The sequence below is a fragment of the Ruegeria sp. YKSF070 genome (assembly GCF_059612725.1).
This window is the reverse complement of record NZ_JBXWRD010000020.1, coordinates 1-20,649: the sequence shown is the minus strand read 5'-3', so window position 1 is coordinate 20,649 and position 20,649 is coordinate 1. Positions and strand designations below refer to the sequence as shown.

Genomic DNA, 20,649 nt, shown 5'->3' with positions numbered 1-20,649 from the left:
TGCGGTGAGGGGGCGCCGCCCCCTCTTGGCCTGACGGCCAATTCACCCCCGAGGTATTTTCGAACAGAAGAAGACCGGCGCCGGTGCTCTTGTTCCCGGCGCTTTTGCGCGTGTAAGGTGGTCCCAAAGAGCAAAGCGCAAAAATCAGGACAGGCCACCCCAAAGATGTTCGACGCCGCACCGCTGTTGCGAGATGTGTTTGGATTCGACGCCTTCCGCCCCGGGCAGGAGGAAATAGCGCAGGCCGTGGCCGAGGGCCAGAACGTGCTGGCGATCATGCCGACGGGGGGCGGCAAATCGCTGTGTTTCCAACTGCCGGCATTGATGCGCGACGGGGTGACGGTGGTGATCTCGCCGCTGATCGCCCTGATGCGCGACCAGGTGCGCGGCTTGCAAGAGGCGGGCGTCGAGGCGGGCGCTTTGACCTCGGGCAACACGTCTGAGGAGACCGAGGCTGTCTGGCAGGCGCTGGAGGCGGGGCGGCTGAAGCTGCTTTACATGGCCCCCGAACGGCTCGCCTCGGGCGCGGCGATCGGGATGCTGCGGCGGATCGGGGTGAGCCTGATCGCAGTGGACGAGGCCCATTGCGTCAGCCAGTGGGGCCATGATTTCCGCCCCGATTACCTGCGTATCGGCGAGCTGCGCAGGGCGCTGGGCGTGCCGCTGGCCGCCTTCACCGCCACGGCGGATGCCGAGACACAGGCCGAGATCATCGCGAAACTGTTCGACGGAGAAGCGCCGCGCAGCTTTCTGCGCGGGTTCGACCGGCCCAATATCCACCTCGCCTTTGCCGCCAAGGACAGCCCGCGCCGCCAGATCCTGGATTTCGCAGGCGCCCGGCGCGGACAGTCGGGTATCGTCTATTGCGGCACCCGGGCCAAGACCGAGGCGCTGGCGCAGGCCCTGCGCGAAGACGGCCACAGCGCTTGTCACTATCACGGCGGAATGGAGGCCGAGGACCGCCGCATCGTCGAAACCCGCTTTGCCCGCGAGGACGGGCTGATCGTGGTGGCGACGGTGGCCTTTGGCATGGGTATCGACAAGCCCGATATCCGCTGGGTCGCCCATGCCGATCTGCCGAAATCCATCGAGGCCTATTATCAAGAGATCGGCCGCGCCGGGCGCGATGGCGGGCCGGCCGAGACGCTGACCCTGTTTGGTCCCGACGACATCCGCCTGCGCCGCAGCCAGATCGACGAGGGGCTGGCCCCACCCGAACGCCGCGCCGCCGACCATGCCCGGCTGAACGCGCTTCTGGGTCTGGCCGAGGCGCTGACCTGCCGCCGCCAGACACTGCTGGGTTACTTTGGCGAGACCGAGGTCACCTGCGGCAAATGCGATCTGTGCGACAGCCCGGCAGAGCGCTTTGATGGCACCACCGCCGTGCGCATGGCTTTGTCGGCGATGCTGCGGACCGAGGAATGGTTCGGCGCAACCCATCTGATCGACATCCTGCTGGGCAACCAGACCGACAAGATCCGCGAACGCCGTCATGACCAGTTGCCCACCTACGGCGTCGGCACCGAATGGAACCGCGCCCAGTGGCAGGCGATCTTTCGTCAGATGATGGGCCGCGATCTGGTGCGCCCCGATCCCGAACGCCATGGCGCGTTGCGGATGACCGAAGCGGCGCTGCCGATCCTGCGCGGCGAGGCAGAAATCGAACTGCGCAAGGATACGGTGCGCAAGGCGGCGCGGCGTCCTGCGGTCAAGGCCATGGTCAATGACGAGGACGCGCCGCTGCTGTCCGCGCTCAAGGCCAAGCGCCGCGCTCTGGCCGAGGCGGCACGGGTCCCGGCCTATGTGATCTTTCCTGACCGCACCCTGATCGAGATGGCCGAGAAGCGCCCTGCGTCGCTGGATCAGATGGCCCGGATCGGTGGTATCGGTGCCAAGAAGCTGGAGCGCTACGGCGCCCTGTTCCTGGAGGTGGTGAGCGGTGCGGCCGAAGCGCTGCACCCCGCCCGCCGCAAGCTGGCCGGACGAGGGACCGGCAACATCTACGATCGGCTGCTGGCGGTACAGGCCGATCTGGCACGCGGCCCCGACGGAATCGACAAGCCGCTCAGCTGTTCGGCATCGCAACTGGCCAAGGTGGCGCAGATGCGGCCCGACGACCGGCGCGGGCTGGAGGTGTTGTTGGGCGACCGGCGCTGGGAACGTTTTGGTGAGGCCTTTCTGGACGTGCTGGGCCAGGCGTCCTAGATACGTGCGAAACCAAGGACGAGAGGGCAGGACATGCTGGTGGTGATCTCTCCGGCCAAGCGGCTGGATTGGGCGGAACGTGACATTGCGGCGACCGAACCCGCCTTTCAGGACGATGCGGTGCGGCTGGCCAAGACCGCGCGCAACCTGACGCTGGGCGATCTCAAGAAACTGATGGGGCTGAGCGACGATCTGGCCCGGCTCAACCGCGATAGGTTCCGCGAATTCGCCGATGCGCCCGGCGCGAATGTAACCCGCCCTGCCGCGCTGGCCTTTGCCGGGGACACCTATCAGGGGCTCGAGGCCGCCTCGCTCGACCCCGAGGAAATGGACTGGGCGCAGCAGCATCTGCGCATCCTGTCGGGTCTATACGGCCTGTTGCGTCCGCTGGATGCGATCCAGGCCTATCGGCTGGAAATGGGCAGCCGGTTGAAGACCCGGCGGGGAACCTCTCTCTATGACTATTGGGGTGACCAGCTGTCCAGGACGCTGAACGCTCAGGCCGATGAAATCGGCACCGATGTCTTGGTCAACTGTGCCAGCCAGGAATATTTCGGCGCCGTCGACCCCAAGACGCTGAAACTGCGGGTGGTGACGCCGGTGTTCATGGAGGACAAGGGCGGCGCGCCCAAGATCGTGAGTTTCTATGCCAAGAAGGCGCGCGGGGCGATGGCCCGCTATATCGTGCAACGCCGTCTGACCGATCCACAGGCGCTGAGCGAGTTCGACAGCGGCGGATACCAATACAACGCTGACCTGTCCGAGCCCGACAAACCGGTGTTCCTGCGCCCCTATCAGGGCTGATTTCCTCTCGACCTCTTGCCCGGCGCCGGGCAGTCTGTCGCCACGAGAGAGGGAGAAGGCCATGACAGTTCTGATCGCCGGTGCCGGTATCGCGGGGCTCAGCCTGGGGCTGACGCTGCACCAGATCGGGGTGCCGTTTCGCATCTACGAGGCGACGGCGGTGCTGCGCCCTATGGGGGTGGGGATCAACCTGCAACCCAATGCGGTGCGCGAATTGCTCGACCTGGGGCTGGAAGCGGAACTGGACCGGATCGGCGTGCGGACGCGCCAACTGGGGTTCTACTCGAAACTGGGCAAGACCATCTGGGAAGAGCCGCGCGGCACCTGGGCTGGTTATGCCTGGCCGCAGTACTCGGTGCATCGCGGCGCCTTGCAGATGATGCTGTATGAGGCGCTGATCGCCCGGGCCGGGGCGGATTGCGTGGTGACCAGTGCGCGCGCTGCCGGGTTCGAAACCGGGTCAGAGGGTGCCACCCTGATCCTGAGCGATGGGCGCCGGGTCGAGGGGCGGTTGCTGATCGCCGCCGACGGTATCCATTCGGCGCTCAGGGCGCAGATGTACCCGGACGAGGGCGAGCCGATCTGGAACGGACGCGTCTTGTGGCGTGCCACCACCCGGGCGCCCGCCTATTTCGGCGGCGGCGCGATGGCGATGATCGGGCATGACGATCTGCGGCTGGTGTCTTATCCGATCTCGGACCCGGACAGCGACGGCATGGTCGAGATGAACTGGATCGCCGAGAAACGGTTTCCCCTAGATGCCGCATGGAAGAAAGAAGATTGGAACCGCGCCGCCGATATCGGTGATTTCCTGCCCGATTTCGCGGACTGGCGGTTCGACTGGATCGACGTTCCCGCGCTGATCCAAGGGGCCGAGGTGGTTTATGAGTATCCGATGGTCGACCGCGACCCCCTGCCCCGCTGGACCGACGGGTCGCTGACCCTGATGGGTGATGCGGCGCACCCCACCTATCCGGTCGGGTCGAACGGGGCCAGCCAGGCGATTCTGGATGCGCGCATCATCGGTGCCCGGCTACTGGAGCATGGGATTACGCCCAAGGCGCTGGCGGCCTATGAGGCCGAGGTCCGCCCGGTGACCACCGCCGTTGGCCAGGCCAATCGCGCGGGTGGCGGGCCGGACGGGGTTCTGCAACGGGTCGAGGATCTGTGCGGCGGCGATTTCGACGATATCGATACGGTGATCCCCCGTACCGAACTGGCCGCGCATGCGGCCAGGTACAAATCCATTGCCGGGTTCTCTATAGAAGAGCTGAATGCGCGCCCCCGGACCATCGCCGAAGGCGCGCGGATGCCAGCCTAGACCATCATCGCCGCCGCCACCGCCGCTTTCCAGCGGCGATAGGCGGCCTCGCGGTTGCCCTCGGGCATCTTCGGGGTGAACCGTGCATCCAGCGCCCAGGTCGCAGCAAAGCCTGCTTGATCGGGGTAAACCCCCGCCCGCATCCCGGCCAGCCAGGCCGCGCCCAGCGCCGTGGTCTCCTGCATCACCGGGCGGTCCACCGGCGCACCCAGACGGTCGGCCAGTCCCTGCATCGCCCAGTCGGAAGCGCTCATGCCGCCGTCGACGCGCAGGATCACATCCGCATCCGCACCCCAATCGCCCTGCATCGCCTCCCACAGATCGCGGGTCTGATAGGCCACACTTTCCAGCGCCGCCTTGCAGAACTCGGCCGGGCCGGAATTGCGCGTCAGCCCGAACATGGCGCCGCGGCAATCGGGCTTCCAATACGGGGCACCAAGACCGGTAAAGGCGGGAACAAGAATGACGTTCTGCGCGGGATCGGCGCGGGCGGCCAGCTCACCGCTTTGCGCCGCAGTCTCGATGATCCCCAGCCCGTCGCGCAGCCACTGCACCGCCGCCCCGGCGATGAATATCGACCCCTCCAGCGCATAGGTCCGCTGGCCGTCCAACTGATAGGCGATGGTCGTCAGCAGACGGTTCTGCGAGGCGACCGGCTGTGTTCCGGTATTGAGAAGCGCGAAACAGCCGGTGCCATATGTGGATTTCATCATGCCGGGCTGGAAACAGGCCTGACCAATCGTGGCCGCCTGCTGGTCGCCGGCAACGCCCAGGATCGGCACCTGCCCGCCAAACAGATCCGTGGTACCGAAATCGGCGGCGCAGTCGCGCACCTCGGGCAGCATCACCATCGGCACGTCGAGCAACTCGCAGATCTCCTTGCTCCATTCCCCCTGATGGATGTCGAACATCAGCGTCCGCGCGGCGTTGGTGGCATCGGTCGCATGAACCCGCCCGCCGGTCAGCCGCCAGATAAGGAACGAGTCGATGGTGCCAAACAACAGCTCGCCCGCTGCGGCCCGATCGCGCGCGCCCGGCACGGTGTCGAGGATCCATTTCACCTTGGTGCCCGAAAAATACGGATCGAGCAGCAGGCCGGTCTGGGCGGTAAAGTCGTCCTCGCAACCCGCATTGCGCAGCCGCTCGCAGATGGCGGCGGTGCGCCGGTCCTGCCAGACGATGGCGCGATGGACCGGCGCACCGCTGGCCTTGTCCCAGACCACGGTGGTTTCGCGCTGGTTGGTGATGCCGATCCCGGCGATCTGCTCGGGCCCGATGCCCAGTGCGGAGATCACCTCGCGGCAGACCTCCAGCGTGGTTCGCCAGATCTCGTCGGCGTCATGCTCGACCCAGCCCGCCTCAGGGAAATGCTGGGTGAATTCACGTTGGGCGGTCGCCACCCGCCGCATCTCACCATCGAACAGGATCGCCCGACTCGAAGTGGTGCCCTGGTCAATCGCCAGAATAAAGGTCATTCTCTGCCCCCTCTCATCGTCTCTTGACCCGGGACTGTAGCCGCATTTCCGACGTGTCAGGAAGCCCCTACTAATCGTTTAGTTGGGGAACCGCGATATTGTCGATCAACCGCACCCCATCGAGCCAGGCCGCCACCAGCAGGCGCGCGGGTTCGGTGGGTCGGTCAAGCGCGCGCAGACTGTCCGCTGCGCGCAGATCGAAATACTCGATATCGACAAAACCGGCGGCACCCAGTGCCTCGCGCGCCGCGGGCGCCAGATCGCCAAATGAATCGCCAGCTGCCAACCGCTCGGCCGCCTGCCGCATGACGGGATAAAGCCGACCGGCCCGCTCCAGCCCCTCTGCCGACAGCCGCATGTTGCGCGATGACATCGCCAGGCCCGAAGGCTCGCGCACCGTGGGGCAGCCAATCACGGTGATCGGGATATCCAGATCCTGCGCCATGCGCGTCACCAGCATCATCTGCTGGTAATCCTTTTCGCCGAAATAGGCCCGGTCGGCCCCGGTTTGCAGGAACAGCTTGGCCACCACGGTCGCCACGCCGTCGAAATGGCCCGGGCGGCACGCACCCTCCATCACATCGGTCAGGCCCGAAACCGAGACGGTGGTGGCAAACCCCCGAGGATATATCTGATCGGGGTCGGGCACATAGATCGCATCGACCCCGTAAGGCGCCAGCTTGGCGGCGTCGGCCTCTTCGGTGCGGGGGTATCTGGCCAGATCCTCGGGGCTGTTGAACTGTTTCGGGTTGACGAAAATGGTCACCACCACCCGGTCACAAGCCGCCTTGGCCGCCGCGACCAGAGACAGGTGCCCGTCATGCAGCGCGCCCATCGTGGGCACCACGCCGATGCTCTCGCCCGCACGCTTCCAGCCGGCGGTGGCGGCGCGCAGATCACCCAGCTTGCGCAGGATCGGCGCGTTCATGTCTTGGGACCTTTGACCGGGGCCTGATCGCCAAACACATGTTCCGCCGCCGGAAAGCTGCGCGCGCGCACTTCGGCGGCGTATTCGGCAATCGCCGCTTCGGCCAGAGGACCCAGATCGGCATAGCGTTTGACGAATTTCGGTTTGAACGCAGTAAAAAAACCCAGCATGTCATCAACCACCAGGATTTGTCCGTCACACCCGGCCGAGGCCCCGATGCCGATGGTCGGAATCGCAACCTCGGCTGTGATCCGGTCGGCCAACGTTGCGGGCACCTTTTCCAGCACCACCGAGAACGCGCCCGCCTCGGTCACCGCATGGGCATCGGCCAGCACCGCCTCGGCCTGCTCGTAGCGGCCCTGTACCTTGTATCCGCCCAACGTGTTGATCGACTGCGGTGTCAGCCCGATATGGGCCATCACCGGAATGCCGCGTTTCACCAGAAACCGGATGGTTTCGGCCATCTCGACCCCGCCTTCCAGCTTGACCGCACCAGCGCCGGTCTCGGCCATCAGCCGGGCGGCATTGCGGAACGCCTGAGCCGGGCCCTCCTCGTAGCTGCCGAATGGCATGTCGATCACCAGCATCGCGCGTTCCAACCCGCGCGCCACCGCCTGCCCGTGCAGGATCATCATTTCCATTGTGACGCCCAGAGTGGAGCTAAGCCCATGCAGCACCATGCCGACGCTGTCGCCCACCAGCACGAAATCGCAATGCCCATCCATCAGCCGCGCCATCGGAGTCGTATAGGCGGTCAGGCTGACCAGCGGCACGCCCCCCTTTAGCGCCCGGATATCCTGGGCATTGGGGGCGGTCTTGCGGGCGGTCGCGCTCATTTCCAGTCCTCCGCAGAAAATGTTGCATTGCAGCATAGATATTTCGCACTCGCAGCGAAAGCCCGGTTTCGCCAACAATTTCTTGATTGCCCCGGGATTTGCGGAAACAGTGAGGCAATCCGTGGCGGGGTCACGATCCCGTCAGACGAAACCAAACGGGGAGAGTTGGAATGAAACGGTTTGTAAAACAGGGGTTTGTCTCTGGTCTGGCGCTGAGTGCCGCTTTGATCGCAGGGGCCGCCTGGGCCAAGGATGACATCACCATCGCAATGCAGTTGGAGCCGCCGCATCTGGACCCAACCAGCGCCGCGGCGCAGGCCATCGACTCGGTGGTCTATGTGAATATTTTCGAGGGATTGACCCGCTTTATGGGCGATGGATCGATCGTCCCCGCCCTGGCCGAAAGCTGGGAGATCTCGGAGGATGGCACCGTCTACACCTTCAAGCTGCACGAGGGCGTGACCTTCCATGACGGCTCGTCCATGGATGCCGAGGACGTCAAGTTCAGCCTAGATCGCGCCCGCGCCGAAGAAAGCGCCAACGCGCAAAAGGCACTGTTCGCCGGCATCGACAGTGTCGATATTGTCGATCCACTGACCGTAAAGGTGACGCTGACCGAACCCAACGGCAATTTCCTGTTCAACATGGCCTGGGGCGATGCGGTGATCGTGGCGCCCGAGAGCATCGAGAACATCAAGACCGCGCCGGTGGGCACCGGCCCCTATACGTTTGGCGAATGGGTGCAGGGCGACAAGATCGTGCTGAACCGCAACACCGATTACTGGGGTGACCAGCCGGCGCTCGCGCAAGCGACGTTCAAGTTCATCTCGGACCCCACAGCCGCCTTCGCCGCAATGATGGCCGAGGATGTGGACGTGTTCACCGGCTTCCCCGCGCCCGAGAACCTGCCGCAATTCGAAGCCGACCCCCGGTTCCAGGTGCTGGTCGGTTCGACCGAGGGCGAAACGATCCTGTCGACCAACAACAAGCAGGCGCCCTTTGACAACGTCAAGGTCCGTCAGGCGATGGCCCATGCAATCGACCGCCAGGCGATCATCGATGGGGCGATGTTTGGATATGGCACGCCGATCGGAACCCATTTCGCACCGCACAACCCGGCCTATGTCGATCTGACCGGCAACTCGGCCTTCGATCCGGTCAAGGCCAAGGCGCTGCTGGCCGAGGCCGGATTCCCGGATGGGTTCGAAACCACGCTGCACCTGCCGCCGCCCTCTTATGCGCGGCGCGGCGGCGAGATCATCGCGGCGCAGCTGGCGGCGGTTGGCATCAAGGCCGAGATCATCAATGTCGAATGGGCGCAATGGCTGGAAACCGTGTTCAAGGGCAAGAACTTTGGCCTGACCATCGTCAGCCATACCGAGCCGATGGATATCGGTATCTATGCCCGGCCTGATTATTACTTCCAGTACGACAACCCGGCCTTTCAGGAGTTGATGGGGACGCTGAATTCGACCACCGACCCGGACAAGCGGACCGAGTTGATGCAACAGGCGCAGCGTATCATCTCCGAGGATTACGTGAACGGCTACCTGTTCCAGCTTGCCGCGCTGAGCGTGGCCAAGGCCGGTGTGCAGGGCCTGTGGGCCAATGCACCCACCGCCGCGACCGACCTGTCCGCGATCAGCTGGTCCGAATGAGGCGCGAGACCATTTTCTGACCCAGAAAATGGCTCAGAAAATCTGCGATTTTCTGGCTCGCCGCTCCGGCGGCGGGTCTTTTTTCCGAATGGGTGGTATCGACCCGACATGCTCCGCTACAGCCTGAAACGCGCGCTCTCGCTTGCGATCAGCCTGGCCATTGCCAGCCTGGTCATCTTTGCGGTGATCGAGATCGCCCCGGGGGATCCCGCCTCGTTCATGCTGGGAGTCAACGCGCAGCCCGATACGCTGGCCGCGCTGCGCACAGAGTTGGGTCTGGATCAGTCAAAGGTCGAGCGTTACCTCAGCTGGGTCACCGGCATGCTGCGCGGCGATTTCGGCACCTCTTACACCTATCGCACCCCGGTTTCGCAGATGATCGCGGACCGGCTCTGGGTCTCGCTGCCGCTCGCGCTCTACGCGCTGGCATTGTCCACCGCCATTGCCCTGCCCGCCGGCATCTATGCTGCCGCTCGCCGGGGCAAGCCTGGTGATCTGGCGGTGATGGGCGCGACCCAACTGGGCGTTGCGGTGCCCAATTTCTGGTTCGCCATGATGCTGGTGCTGATCTTTGCCATCAACCTGCGCTGGTTCAATGCGGGCGGCTTTGCGGGCTGGGACAAGGGGTTGGCCGCGGGCCTGCATTCGCTGACCCTGCCCGCCATCGCGCTGGCCCTGCCGCAGGCGGCGATCCTGGCTCGGGTGATGCGCTCGGCCCTGCTCGACATCCTGGGCGAGGATTTCATGCGCACTGCGCGGGCCAAGGGTCTGACCCGCCGGCAGGCACTGTGGCGGCACGGGCTGCGCAATGCTCTGATCCCGGTGCTGACCATCATAGGCCTGCAATTCTCGTTCCTGCTGGCCGGGTCGATCATCATCGAGCAGGTGTTCTATCTGCCCGGCCTCGGGCGGCTGGTGTTTCAGGCAATCTCGGCACGCGATCTGATCGTGGTGGAATCGGTCGTCATGCTTCTGGTCTTTGCGGTGATCGTGGTCAATTTTCTGGTCGACCTGGCCTATGCTCTCGTTGACCCGCGCCTGAGGTCCCGGACATGAGCCGCAACCTGATCCTGGGCGCGGGCCTGTCCTCGCTGGTGGTACTGGCCGCGCTCGTCTCGTTCGTCTGGACACCCTATGACCATGCCGCGATGAACATCCCGGCAAAGCTGCAAACCCCGAATGCGCAGCACTGGTTCGGCACCGATCATTTCGGGCGCGACATGTTTTCGATGATCATGGTGGGCGCGCGCACCTCGATCGCCGTCGCCCTGTTGGCGGTGGGCATCGGCATGAGCCTGGGCGTGCCGCTGGGCCTGACCGCCGCGGCGCGCAAGGGGTCGTGGCTGGACGAGTTGATCATGCGCGGCAACGATCTGGTCTTTGCCTTCCCCTCGCTGGTGATCGCCATCCTGATCACCGCGGTCTTTGGCGCTGGCGCCGTCAACGCCATCATCGCCATCGGCATCTTCAACATCCCGGTCTTTGCCCGCATCACCCGTGGCGCGGCGCTCAGCCTGTGGGAGCGCGAGTTCATCCTGGCCGCGCGCGTCGCGGGCAAGGGCGCGGCACGTATCTCGGCCGAACATATCCTGCCCAACGTGGCCAACCTGCTGATCGTGCAGGGCACCATCCAGTTCTCGCTGGGCATTTTGGCCGAGGCGGGGCTGAGCTATGTCGGACTTGGCGCGCAACCACCCACGCCCAGCTGGGGACGGATGTTGGCCGATGCACAGACCATGGTCAGCTTTGCACCGCATCTGGCGCTGATCCCTGGGTTTGCCATCATCCTGACGGTGCTGGGTCTGAACCTGATGGGCGACGGGCTGCGCGACTGGCTTGACCCCAGGCTCAGGGTGGCCCGCACATGAGCCTGTTGCAGATCACCGACCTGTCACTCTCGATCCATGCCTATGAGATCCTCAAGGGCATCTCACTGACCATCGACGCGGGTGAGATCGTGGCCGTCACCGGCGAGAGCGGCTCGGGCAAGTCGATGACGGCGCTGGCGGTGATGCAACTACTGCCCGGGGGAGCGCGCGCCAGCGGCTCGATCCGGCTGGACGGGCAAGAGATATTGGCCCTGCCCGAAGCGCAGATGTGCGCCCTGCGCGGCGCGGCGGTCGGAATGGTGTTTCAGGAACCGATGACGGCTCTGAACCCGGTCAAGACCATCGGCGATCAGGTGATGGAGACGATCCTGATCCACAAGGCGATGACGCCCGACAAGGCCGAGGAGAGCGCGCGCGAGGTTCTGACCCGCGTCGGCCTGCCGCCTGACCGGTTCCCGCTGTCGCGCTATCCGCATGAACTCAGCGGTGGACAGCGCCAACGCGTGGTCATCGCCATGGCCATCGCGCTACGCCCGAAACTTCTGATCGCGGACGAGCCGACAACCGCGCTCGACGTCACCACGCAGGCGCAGATCCTCGACCTGCTCAAGGGGTTGGTGCAGGAATACGGCATGGGCATGCTGATGATCACCCATGACTTGGCCGTTGTTGCCGACATGGCCGACCATATCACCGTCATGCGCCATGGCGAGGTAGTCGAGGCCGCCCCGACACAGCGCCTGCTGACCGGTATGAGTCATCCCTATACCAAGATGCTGTTCGCCGCCTCGGGTCACCGCGTGACCCTGCCCGCGCCACCACCACCCGTGCCGCTGCTCGAGGTGTCGGAGGTGGTGCGCGACTATGCCCTGCCGCGCACCCGGCTGTTTGCGCGCCCGGGCCATCACCGCGCGGTGGATCGTGTCAGCTTTGCCCTGAACCGGGGCGAGCGGCTGGGGCTGGTCGGCGAATCCGGCTGTGGCAAGTCCACACTGACCCGCGCTATCCTGGGGCTGGAACCAGTACAGGGCGGCGAAATCCGTCTGGCGGGGCAACCGGTCTATGACGGCAAACGCGCCAATCCCGAAATCCGCCGCTGTATGCAGGTCGTGTTTCAGGATCCATACGGCAGTTTCAACCCGCGCCACCGGGTCGACCGGCTGGTGACCGAGCCGTTTCACCTGCTCGATGCGCCGCCAACAGGGTCGGAGCGCAGCGACCGCATCGCCGAGATGTTGACCGCCGTCGGCCTGTCGTCCGACGATGCGGGCAAGTACATCCACGAGTTTTCCGGCGGCCAGCGCCAGCGCATCGCCATTGCCCGCGCGCTGATCATCCGGCCTCAGCTGATCCTGTTCGACGAGGCGGTCTCGGCGCTTGATGTCTCGGTCCGGGCGCAAATCCTCGACCTGTTGGCGCAGCTCTGTTCCGAATATGACCTGACCTATCTGTTCATCAGCCATGACCTGAGCGTGGTGCGCACGATCACCGACCGGGTTCTGGTGATGAAATCGGGCCGTATCGTCGAACAAGGCGACACAGAACAGGTCTTTTCCGCACCCGCGCACCCCTATACCCAAGCCTTGATCGCCGCCGCGCCACTGCTTCCCGAAACCGGGGCGCGACGGGCATGACCCTTCTTCTGTCAGTTATTCCCCAGCCAGGGAACATAGCCTCGCAACCACTCTGCCCGGTAAGCCCGATCTGCACCCGAAGGCCAGCCGATTTCGAAGAACTATTGCTTTGCCATCGACAAGGAGACCGCAATGACCCTTCCCCTCTGGTTCGATCCCACGCTCTGCCTTATCGGTGGCCAATGGCAATCGGCTGCCAGCGGCGACACACTGCCACTGATCAACCCCTCTGACGGCACCGAGATCTGCCGCATCGCCCGCGGCACCGCGCCTGATATCGACGCTGCCGTAGCCGCGGCAGAGACTGCGCTCGCTGGTGACTGGGGCCGGATGACCGCGACCGAGCGGGGCCGCATCCTGTCCCGGCTGGGCCAATTGGTGCTGGAGCGGGTCGAGGATCTGGCAGTGATCGAGGCAGCGGACGTGGGCAAGCCGCTGACCCAGGCCCGCGCCGATGCGGTGGCGCTGGCGCGGTATTGCGAATTCTACGGCGGCGCCGCCGACAAGGTGATGGGCGAAACGATCCCCTATCTGGATGGCTATACCGTCTATACCCTGCGCGAACCGCACGGGGTCACCGGCCATATCGTGCCCTGGAACTATCCGATGCAGATCATCGGCCGCTCGGTCGGGGCGGCGCTGGCCATGGGAAATGCCTGCGTTCTGAAACCGGCCGAAGAGGCGTGCCTGACCGCATTGGCCTTTGCCGATCTGGCGATGCAGGCGGGGTTGCCCGCAGGTGCGCTGAACGTGGTGCCGGGGCTGGGGGCCGAGGCGGGCGCGGCGCTGTCGGCGCATCCGAGCGTGCACCATATCTCGTTCACCGGATCGGTCGCTACCGGCGTGCTGGTGCAACAGGCGGCGGGGCGCAATGTGGTGCCGGTGACACTGGAACTGGGGGGCAAGTCGCCGCAGCTGGTCTTCGACGACGCCGATCTGGATGCCGCGCTGCCTTTCCTGGTGAATGCCGGGTGCCAGAATGCCGGCCAGACCTGCTCTGCCTCGTCCCGCATCCTGGCACAGCGCGGTGTGTATGAAGAGGTCAAGGCGCGGATGTCTGCGGCCTATGCCGAATTGACCGTCGGCCCCGCGATGGAGGATCTGCGGGTGGGGCCGTTGATCTCGGCCCGGCAAAAGGAGATCGTGACCGGGTTTCTGAGCCGAGGCGCCGACCTAACCATCGCGGCACAAGGCCGGATCGTGGACCACGCCCCCGAAACCGGGGCCTATGTGCGACCGACACTGTTCGCTGATGTGTCCCCCGATCATGCGCTGGCGCATGACGAGATATTCGGCCCTGTGCAGGTCCTGATCCCCTTTGACACCGAGGATGAGGCTGTCGCAATCGCCAATGGAACCGATTACGGGCTTGTCGCCAGCATCTGGACCCGGGACGGCGCGCGCCAGATGCGGCTGGCCAAGCGGTTGCGGGCAGGTCAGGTCTTCATCAACAATTATGGCGCCGGGGGCGGGGTCGAATTGCCCTTTGGCGGGGTCGGCAAGTCCGGGCATGGGCGCGAGAAAGGCTTCGAAGCGCTCTACGGCTTTTCGCAACTCAAGACAGTCGCCGCGCGGCACGGCTGAGGATGAGCGCGCGCAGCGGAGATAACGTGGTTCTTGCCATCCTTTTGTCGCTGCTGGCGCTGGTCCTGTTCGACATGATGGGGCTTATCATCAAATACCTGTCGCCGAGCTATGGTGCGGCCGAACTGTCAGCCTATCGCAACTTCTTCGGCGTCTTTCCCAGCGTGATCGCGCTGTGGTCCTCGCCTGCCTGGCACAGTGCAGGGCGGCCGTGGCGCATCCGGCAGTGGCGGCTGGGGCTGATGCGCGGGGTCTATGTGACCTTTGCCCAGTTCCTGTTCTACTATTCGCTGGGCAAGCTCGCCTTTGCGACCGCCTCGACCATCACCTATGCCAATGCGGTGTTCATGACCGCTCTTGCGGTACCGCTGCTGGGCGAACGGGTGGGGCTGATGCGCTGGGCCGCGGTTCTGCTGGGATTTGCCGGGGTGCTCTTGGTAATGAAACCCGGTAGCGAGAGTTTCACGCTGGATGCGCTGGCACCGCTGGGGGCCGCGTTTCTTTACGCCCTGACTGGCGTTTCGGCGCGTCAGATGGACAGCGCGGTGCCAAGCGCGCTGATCAACCTCTATTCGGTTGTGGCCGCTCTGTTCGGAGCGCTGGCGCTGGCGCTGCTGAGCGGCGGGTTCACCCCACTTGTTCAATGGTCCGACCTGGGTTGGATCGCTGCAATGGGAGGGTTCGGAGGAACAGCGGTGCTGTGTCTGGTGGCCTCGTACCGGATGACCGAGCAGAGCAATCTGGCCCCCTTCAGCTATTTCGGCATTCCCATCGCCTTTGTCGCGGGCTGGCTGGTGTTCGACGAGACCCCTTGGGGCGACCTGTTCCCCGGCGCGTTCTTCATCGCGGGTGGTGGGCTGATGATCGTCTGGCGCGAAAGGATCAGATCGCGGGCGGGGCGCCGAATTTCAAACTGAAATTCGGATCGTTTTCCGGGCCGGAAAACGATCCGAAATCCGTGCCGGATTTCGGTCTACACTTCGACCGCATAGCTGGTTTGCTGCCCGACTCCGAACACCCGCTTGTAACGTGCGATCTCGTTAGCGGGGCCCATTACCTTTTCCGGATTGTCGCTCAGTTTCACCGTCGGTCGCCCATTGGCCGAGACCGCCTTGCAAACAAGCGAAAACGGCGCCAACCCATCGTCCGGTACCAGTCCCCGGAAATCATTGGTCAGCAAAGTTCCCCAGCCGAAGGAAATCTTGGCCCGCCCGGCAAACCGGGCGTGCAGCTCGGCGATCTTGTCCACGTCCAGCCCGTCCGAGAAAATAATCCGCTTCTCGGTCGGGTTTTCACCGCGGTCCTTCCACCAGGCGATGGCGGTTTCGGCCCCCTCGGCAGGATCGCCGCTGTCGATCCGAATACCGGTCCAGCCGGCCAACCAGTCTGGCGCCCGGTCGAGGAACCCCTTGGTGCCATAGGTGTCGGGCAGGATGATGCGCAGGTTGCCGTCGTGCTCCTCGTGCCAGTCACTCAGCACGTCATAAGGCGCACGCGCCAGTTCGGTGTCCGTCTCAGCCAGGGCGCAATAGACCATCGGCAGTTCATGTGCGTTAGTGCCGATCGCCTCGACCTCGCGCCGCATTGCGATCAGGCAATTTGATGTGCCGGTGAATTTCGGCCCCAACCCTTCGATCATGGCTTGTACACACCAATCCTGCCACAGAAAGGAGTGCCGCCGACGGGTGCCAAAATCAGCGATTGTGAGCCCATCGATCCTGCGCAGGCGCTCGATCTTTTCCCAGACCCGGGTCATCGCGCGGGCATAAAGCACCTGCAACTCGAACCGGCGCATGTCATGCAACACCGCGCGCGAGCGCAGTTCCATCAGCACTGCCAGCGCCGGTATCTCCCACAGCATCACCTCGGGCCAGTTGCCCTCGAAGGTCAGCTCATATTGATCGCCGCGGCGTTCCAGATGATAGGGCGGCAACTGCAGCCCCTCGAACCATTCCATGAAATCCGGCCGGAACATCTGCCGCTTGCCGTAAAAGGTATTGCCGCGCAGCCAGGTGCTCTCACCACGGCTCAGGCGCAGCGAGCGTATGTGATCAAGTTGCTCGCGCAATTCGCCCTCGTCGATCAGATGGGCCAGCGGGATCCGCGTCGTACGGTTTATCAGGGAGAAGGTGACCTGTGTGTCGGGCTTGTTCCGGAACACCGACTGGCACATCAGCAGCTTGTAGAAATCGGTGTCGATCAGGGAGCGGACAATCGGATCGATCTTCCACTTGTGATTATAGACGCGTGTTGCGATGTCCACGGATGTCCCTCGTTCAGAATGGATCACCCATGGATACGCCAGCCTTACGGTCATGGCAATTCGCCCGGTCGCGGCTGCGCTTGATCAACCTGAAGCCTTCATTCTTGTCGCGTCCCGCGGTGGCAGATGGTTCAGCAGACAGCGAAACAGATCGGCACGACCCACGGGTTTGCTTAGGAAATCGTCCATCCCCGCTGCAAGACAAGCAGCGCGATCACTGTCAAATGTATTTGCGGTCAACGCGACGATCAGAGGTTGCGCCCCCTTTGATGCCCGGATCTGGCTTGTCGCCTCGATCCCGCTCATCACCGGCATCGACATATCCATGAAGACGATATCCGGTTCTTGCCGCGTTGCCATCGCAACCGCCTGCTGACCGTCATGGGCGAAATCCAGACGGATCGGAAGATCGGCCAGGAACTTGCCCATCAAAAGGCGATTGACCCGGTTGTCATCGGCAACCAGCACCGATAATCCGCGCAACCGATCTAGCTCATCAGGCGAAAGAGTCTGGGTGTTCGCATTTGCACCTGCATCGCCGGCTGGCCCAAGTGGCAGGCGAAGCGTGAAACACGATCCCTGACCCAGCGTGGACACGACCGCGATCCGGCCTCCCATCAAGGCGACCAATTCGCGCGAAATCGTCAATCCCAGGCCGGTTCCACCATAGAGCCGCGTGGTATCGGTATCAGCCTGCGAGAACCGTTCGAACACCCGCTCGATCTTGTCTGCAGCGATGCCGATTCCACTATCCTCGACCTCGATGACAAATAGGTGCCCAGGCTCCTGCGCCTCGGCCCGCACGCGCAGGGTCACACCGCCGCGCTCGGTAAACTTGATCGCATTGCCTAGCAGGTTGATCAGAACCTGACGCAACCGGCCATCGTCGCCATGCACCAACGGCGGCAGGTCCGTATCTGTTTCAAGAGTCAGCTTGAGCCCTTTTGCCCGGGCCTGCGGTTGTAACAGCCGCAGCGTCTCTTCAAGGCAGGCCCTGGGATCGAAATTCACGGGATGCAACTCCATCTTGCGGGCATCCAGGCGCGAAAGTTCAAGTACGTCGTTAATGATCGCCAGCAGCGCCGTCGAGGAACTTCGGATCGTGCTTACATATTGTCGTTGCTCCTCCGACAACTCGGTATCCGACAACAGCTCTGCCATACCAACGACACCATTCATCGGAGTCCTGATCTCGTGACTCATCGTGGCGAGGAATTCCGCTTTGGCACGGGCGCCTTCTTCCGCCGCAACACGCGCCGCAGCCAGTTCCTCGGCCTGTGCTTTTGCGGCTGTCACATCTCGCTCGATGGCAACGGTGACCTCGACCCGACCGTTCCTGTCCAGAACCGGGACCAGGTTGGTTTCCATCCAGATCTCGCGCCCATCCTTGGATACGTTCAGGATCTCGGTTCGAAAAGGGCGACCCGCTTCGACGGCTTCGGCAATTGCATTCGACACTTCAATATCGGTCTTCTCGCCGTTGAGCAGATCACCGGGGTAGAAGCCCTTGGCTTCGTCCACGGAATAGCCGGTGATGCGCGTGAACGTCTCGTTCGTCCAGACGATCCGACCATCGGCATCGGCCAGAATGACGCTGTCATTGGCGTTTTTGGCGACGAGCGACAACAGTTGCGCCTCTTTTTGGTGCCGGACGAGGTCACGACCCTGTTCGATCAGGTCCAGAGTAGTGCGCCGATGCTGACGAAAGCCCCAGTTCACGAAATTCAGGAACAGCCCGACCATAAAGGCCAGCATCACCGCGCCGGATGCATTCAGAAACAGGGCGTCGCCCACCCTGCCCGGCTTTATCGCTTCAATCAGGAAGAGGTATTGCGTGATCCCGGCATAGACCGCCAGCCGCGCAACGGCGGCGGGGCGATGAAACGGCAGCACAAGCCCGGCATTGATGGCCGCCCCAGCCAGGAACGAGCCGATGAACAGTGGTGATGCCCCGCTGCGCGCGCCTGTCCATGCCAGCCAGACGCAATAGCTGATCGTCAGAGCCTGAACGAAGGCAGTGAGGGTGCTACCGATCAAAAGACGGCGATATCCGTACCCGTTGCACAATCGTTCCGGCAAACGATTGAGGTATAGACAATCTATCACCTCGCCCAACAGGGCAACGATCACCGCCAGGCTGGCGGTACGCAGCCCCTCGGTCATGGCAAGGACGAAACCACCCGCAAAAGTCATGATCTGGCGACTGGCGAAATTCTTGACCCGCCCGCGCGCGTAGCGGATCAGCAGGCCACGCCGGCTGTACCTTCGTTCATAGTCAGATAGGTGGTCGACATCGGGCGACCCGGCAACATGCATCGGCGACCCCAAAGATAGATCATGACCTTTCGCCCCTAATCTATACCTTTCAGTCCGTTAACAAATCGCAACCAGATCTCAGGTCAGAGCGATCCCGGCCCCCTTCATCGCGGCAATCGCCGCTGCCAGCGAACCGTCCAAATCAATGGCGCGACAGGCCTGCATCCGAACCTCGACGGCAAAGCCCAGCCGCGCCGCATCCAGCGCCGAATACTGCATGCAGAAATCGGTGGCGAGTCCGGCCAGCGTCAGCCGGGTGATGCCCCGGCTGCGCAGATAGCCCTCCAGGCCGGTGGGCGTGCTGCGGTCGTTTTCGAAAAAGCCCGAATAGCTGTCGATCGCGGCGCGGAACCCCTTGCGCAGGATCAGATCGGCATCGGTCCGCAGCGCCGGGTGAAACGCGGCGCCCGGGCTGCCCTGCACGCAATGGTCAGGCCACAACACCTGCGGCCCATAGGCCATGTCGATCATCTCGAACGGTGCCTTGCCCGGATGGGACGAAGCGAAAGAGGAATGCCCCGCCGGGTGCCAATCCTGGGTCAAGATCACCGCATCGAAATCCACCATCATGGCGTTGATCGGCGCCACCACCGCATCACCTTCGGGCACCGCCAGCGCGCCACCGGGGCAGAAATCGTTCTGGACGTCGATCACGATCAGGCCATGCATTTGCGCCTCCCTTTTGGGGACAAGCCTAGCGCTTGGCGTGATGCCGGAAAAGCACCCATCGCGCCGGGCGATGCGGGAAAACCCCCGTTGCCTTGTCTGCCACCCTGCGATATCCGGGCGCCTTTCGCAAACCGGGAGGGGAGTCATGGCGCGTCTTGGCGTGGATTTCGGAACGTCCAACACCGCCGCGGGGCTGGTGCAGGCGGGTCATCCCCGGGTATTGCCGCTGGAGCCGGGCGCACAGACCCTGCCGACAGCCGTCTTCATCGACTTTGCCGCGCGCCGCTACGTCTATGGCAGCGACGCCGCCCGCGCCATGATGGACGGGCAGGAGGGCCGATTTCTGCGCGGGCTGAAAAGCATTTTGGGCACCCCGCTGGCCCGCGAACCGCGCATGTTCCTTAACGAGCGGCTGACCCTGATCGAGGTCATCGCTCGCTTTCTGGCCGAGATCCGGACGCGAGCCGAACGGCTGAGCGGAGAGCGCTTTGATCGCGCCTTGTCGGGCCGTCCGGTGCATTTCCACTCTGCCTCTGCCGACCGCGATGCACAGGCCTGTACCGACCTGCACGAAGCCTATCTGCTGGCCGGGTTCAACGAGGTCAGCTTTCTGCCCGAACCCGAGGCGGCGGCGCTGGCGGTGGCGGGTCAGGGCCGCATGCTGATCGTCGATATCGGTGGTGGCACCTCGGATTTCACCCTGTGCGACCGCCAGGGAACGGCCACACAAGTGTTGGCGAGCCGGGGTCTGCGCATCGGCGGGACCGATTTCGACCGGATACTCAGCCTTGATCACGCCATGCCCTTGATGGGGTACGAGACCCGGATCGGGGCAGAGCTGGGCGAGGCCAGCCACAGCGCCCCCAGGGCCCTGTTCCACGATCTGGCCAGCTGGGAAAAGATCGCCTTTGTCTATGACCCTGCCACCCTGCGCGAGGTGCGCCGTTGGGTCCGTCTGGCCGAACAGCCCCGTTTGTTCGAACGGCTGGCCGAGGTGTTGGAGTCGCATCTGGGCCATGACGTGGCCTATGCGGTCGAGGCCGGTAAGATTGCCGCCAACGAGGCCGAGGTGGGCCGCATCGCGCTGGATATCGTCGAACGTGGGCTGTGGGCCGATCTGGGAAGCG

At 63.9% G+C, this 20,649-nt stretch carries 16 protein-coding genes; 10 read left to right on the top strand and 6 right to left on the bottom strand.

The genetic code is table 11. The features are described from left to right. Positions 1 to 165: 165 nt before the first annotated feature. From recQ to AC2FL1_RS11735, 3 genes are all read left to right on the top strand, one after another. A complete protein-coding gene (gene recQ / locus AC2FL1_RS11745; RefSeq protein ID WP_496877054.1) occupies positions 166 to 2,205 on the top strand; it encodes a DNA helicase RecQ in 2,040 nt (679 codons plus the stop codon). 33 nt (positions 2,206 to 2,238) lie between these two features. Beyond that, positions 2,239 to 3,009, top strand: a complete 771-nt coding sequence (gene yaaA, locus AC2FL1_RS11740; protein ID WP_496877053.1) for a peroxide stress protein YaaA — start codon at positions 2,239 to 2,241, stop codon at positions 3,007 to 3,009. A 61-nt stretch (positions 3,010 to 3,070) separates the two neighbouring features. After that, on the top strand, positions 3,071 to 4,330 hold the full coding sequence (locus tag AC2FL1_RS11735) for a flavin-dependent oxidoreductase (RefSeq protein ID WP_496877052.1): 1,260 nt from the start codon (positions 3,071 to 3,073) through the stop codon (positions 4,328 to 4,330). Here AC2FL1_RS11735 and glpK read toward each other — a convergent pair. The 3 genes from glpK to panB all read right to left on the bottom strand — a co-directional run bounded on the left by glpK (position 4,327) and on the right by panB (position 7,569). After that, positions 4,327 to 5,805, bottom strand: coding sequence for a glycerol kinase GlpK (gene glpK / locus AC2FL1_RS11730; RefSeq protein ID WP_496877051.1), 1,479 nt, complete (start codon positions 5,803 to 5,805; stop codon positions 4,327 to 4,329). The two genes, AC2FL1_RS11735 and glpK, sit on opposite strands and share 4 nt — an antisense overlap. Positions 5,806 to 5,875: 70 nt before the next feature. Further along, the gene (gene panC, locus AC2FL1_RS11725) at positions 5,876 to 6,733 is read right to left on the bottom strand and encodes a pantoate--beta-alanine ligase (protein ID WP_496877050.1); all 858 of its coding nucleotides are present in this window, start codon (positions 6,731 to 6,733) and stop codon (positions 5,876 to 5,878) included. Then, positions 6,730 to 7,569 (bottom strand): 3-methyl-2-oxobutanoate hydroxymethyltransferase, encoded by an 840-nt coding sequence (gene panB / locus AC2FL1_RS11720; protein WP_496877049.1) that lies wholly within the window; start codon positions 7,567 to 7,569, stop codon positions 6,730 to 6,732. The genes panC and panB overlap by 4 nt, the downstream gene beginning before the upstream one ends. 170 nt (positions 7,570 to 7,739) lie before the next feature. Here panB and AC2FL1_RS11715 point away from each other — a divergent pair, with 170 nt between their 5' ends. From AC2FL1_RS11715 to AC2FL1_RS11690, 6 genes are all read left to right on the top strand, one after another. Next, complete coding sequence (locus AC2FL1_RS11715) at positions 7,740 to 9,227, top strand: ABC transporter substrate-binding protein (RefSeq protein WP_496877048.1); 1,488 nt, start codon at positions 7,740 to 7,742, stop codon at positions 9,225 to 9,227. 108 nt (positions 9,228 to 9,335) lie between these two features. Beyond that, positions 9,336 to 10,283 (top strand): ABC transporter permease, encoded by a 948-nt coding sequence (locus AC2FL1_RS11710; protein ID WP_496827382.1) that lies wholly within the window; start codon positions 9,336 to 9,338, stop codon positions 10,281 to 10,283. Continuing rightward, a complete protein-coding gene (locus AC2FL1_RS11705; RefSeq protein ID WP_496877047.1) occupies positions 10,280 to 11,095 on the top strand; it encodes an ABC transporter permease in 816 nt (271 codons plus the stop codon). Before AC2FL1_RS11710 ends, AC2FL1_RS11705 begins: the two co-directional genes overlap by 4 nt. Then, complete coding sequence (locus AC2FL1_RS11700) at positions 11,092 to 12,690, top strand: ABC transporter ATP-binding protein (RefSeq protein WP_496877046.1); 1,599 nt, start codon at positions 11,092 to 11,094, stop codon at positions 12,688 to 12,690. The genes AC2FL1_RS11705 and AC2FL1_RS11700 overlap by 4 nt, the downstream gene beginning before the upstream one ends. 132 nt (positions 12,691 to 12,822) lie before the next feature. Then, the gene (locus AC2FL1_RS11695; protein ID WP_496877045.1) at positions 12,823 to 14,274 is read left to right on the top strand and encodes an aldehyde dehydrogenase family protein; all 1,452 of its coding nucleotides are present in this window, start codon (positions 12,823 to 12,825) and stop codon (positions 14,272 to 14,274) included. A gap of 2 nt (positions 14,275 to 14,276) precedes the next feature. Next, entirely contained in the window at positions 14,277 to 15,191 is a 915-nt protein-coding gene (locus AC2FL1_RS11690) for a DMT family transporter (protein WP_496827374.1), read from the top strand. A gap of 56 nt (positions 15,192 to 15,247) precedes the next feature. Here AC2FL1_RS11690 and pncB read toward each other — a convergent pair whose 3' ends face one another. The 3 genes from pncB to pncA form a co-directional block, all read right to left on the bottom strand. Then, positions 15,248 to 16,537 carry a nicotinate phosphoribosyltransferase gene (pncB, locus tag AC2FL1_RS11685; RefSeq protein WP_496877044.1) on the bottom strand — a complete coding sequence of 430 codons (1,290 nt, stop codon included), beginning with the start codon at positions 16,535 to 16,537 and terminating at the stop codon, positions 15,248 to 15,250. 84 nt (positions 16,538 to 16,621) lie between these two features. Then, positions 16,622 to 18,853, bottom strand: a complete 2,232-nt coding sequence (locus AC2FL1_RS11680; protein ID WP_496877043.1) for an ATP-binding protein — start codon at positions 18,851 to 18,853, stop codon at positions 16,622 to 16,624. Between the two features lie 78 nt (positions 18,854 to 18,931). Next, positions 18,932 to 19,522, bottom strand: coding sequence for a bifunctional nicotinamidase/pyrazinamidase (gene pncA, locus AC2FL1_RS11675; RefSeq protein WP_496877042.1), 591 nt, complete (start codon positions 19,520 to 19,522; stop codon positions 18,932 to 18,934). 145 nt (positions 19,523 to 19,667) lie between these two features. On the opposite strand from pncA, the gene AC2FL1_RS11670 reads away from it, so the two are divergent. Then, positions 19,668 to 20,649: Hsp70 family protein (locus tag AC2FL1_RS11670; protein ID WP_496877041.1), on the top strand; the 982-nt coding region annotated here is incomplete at its 3' end.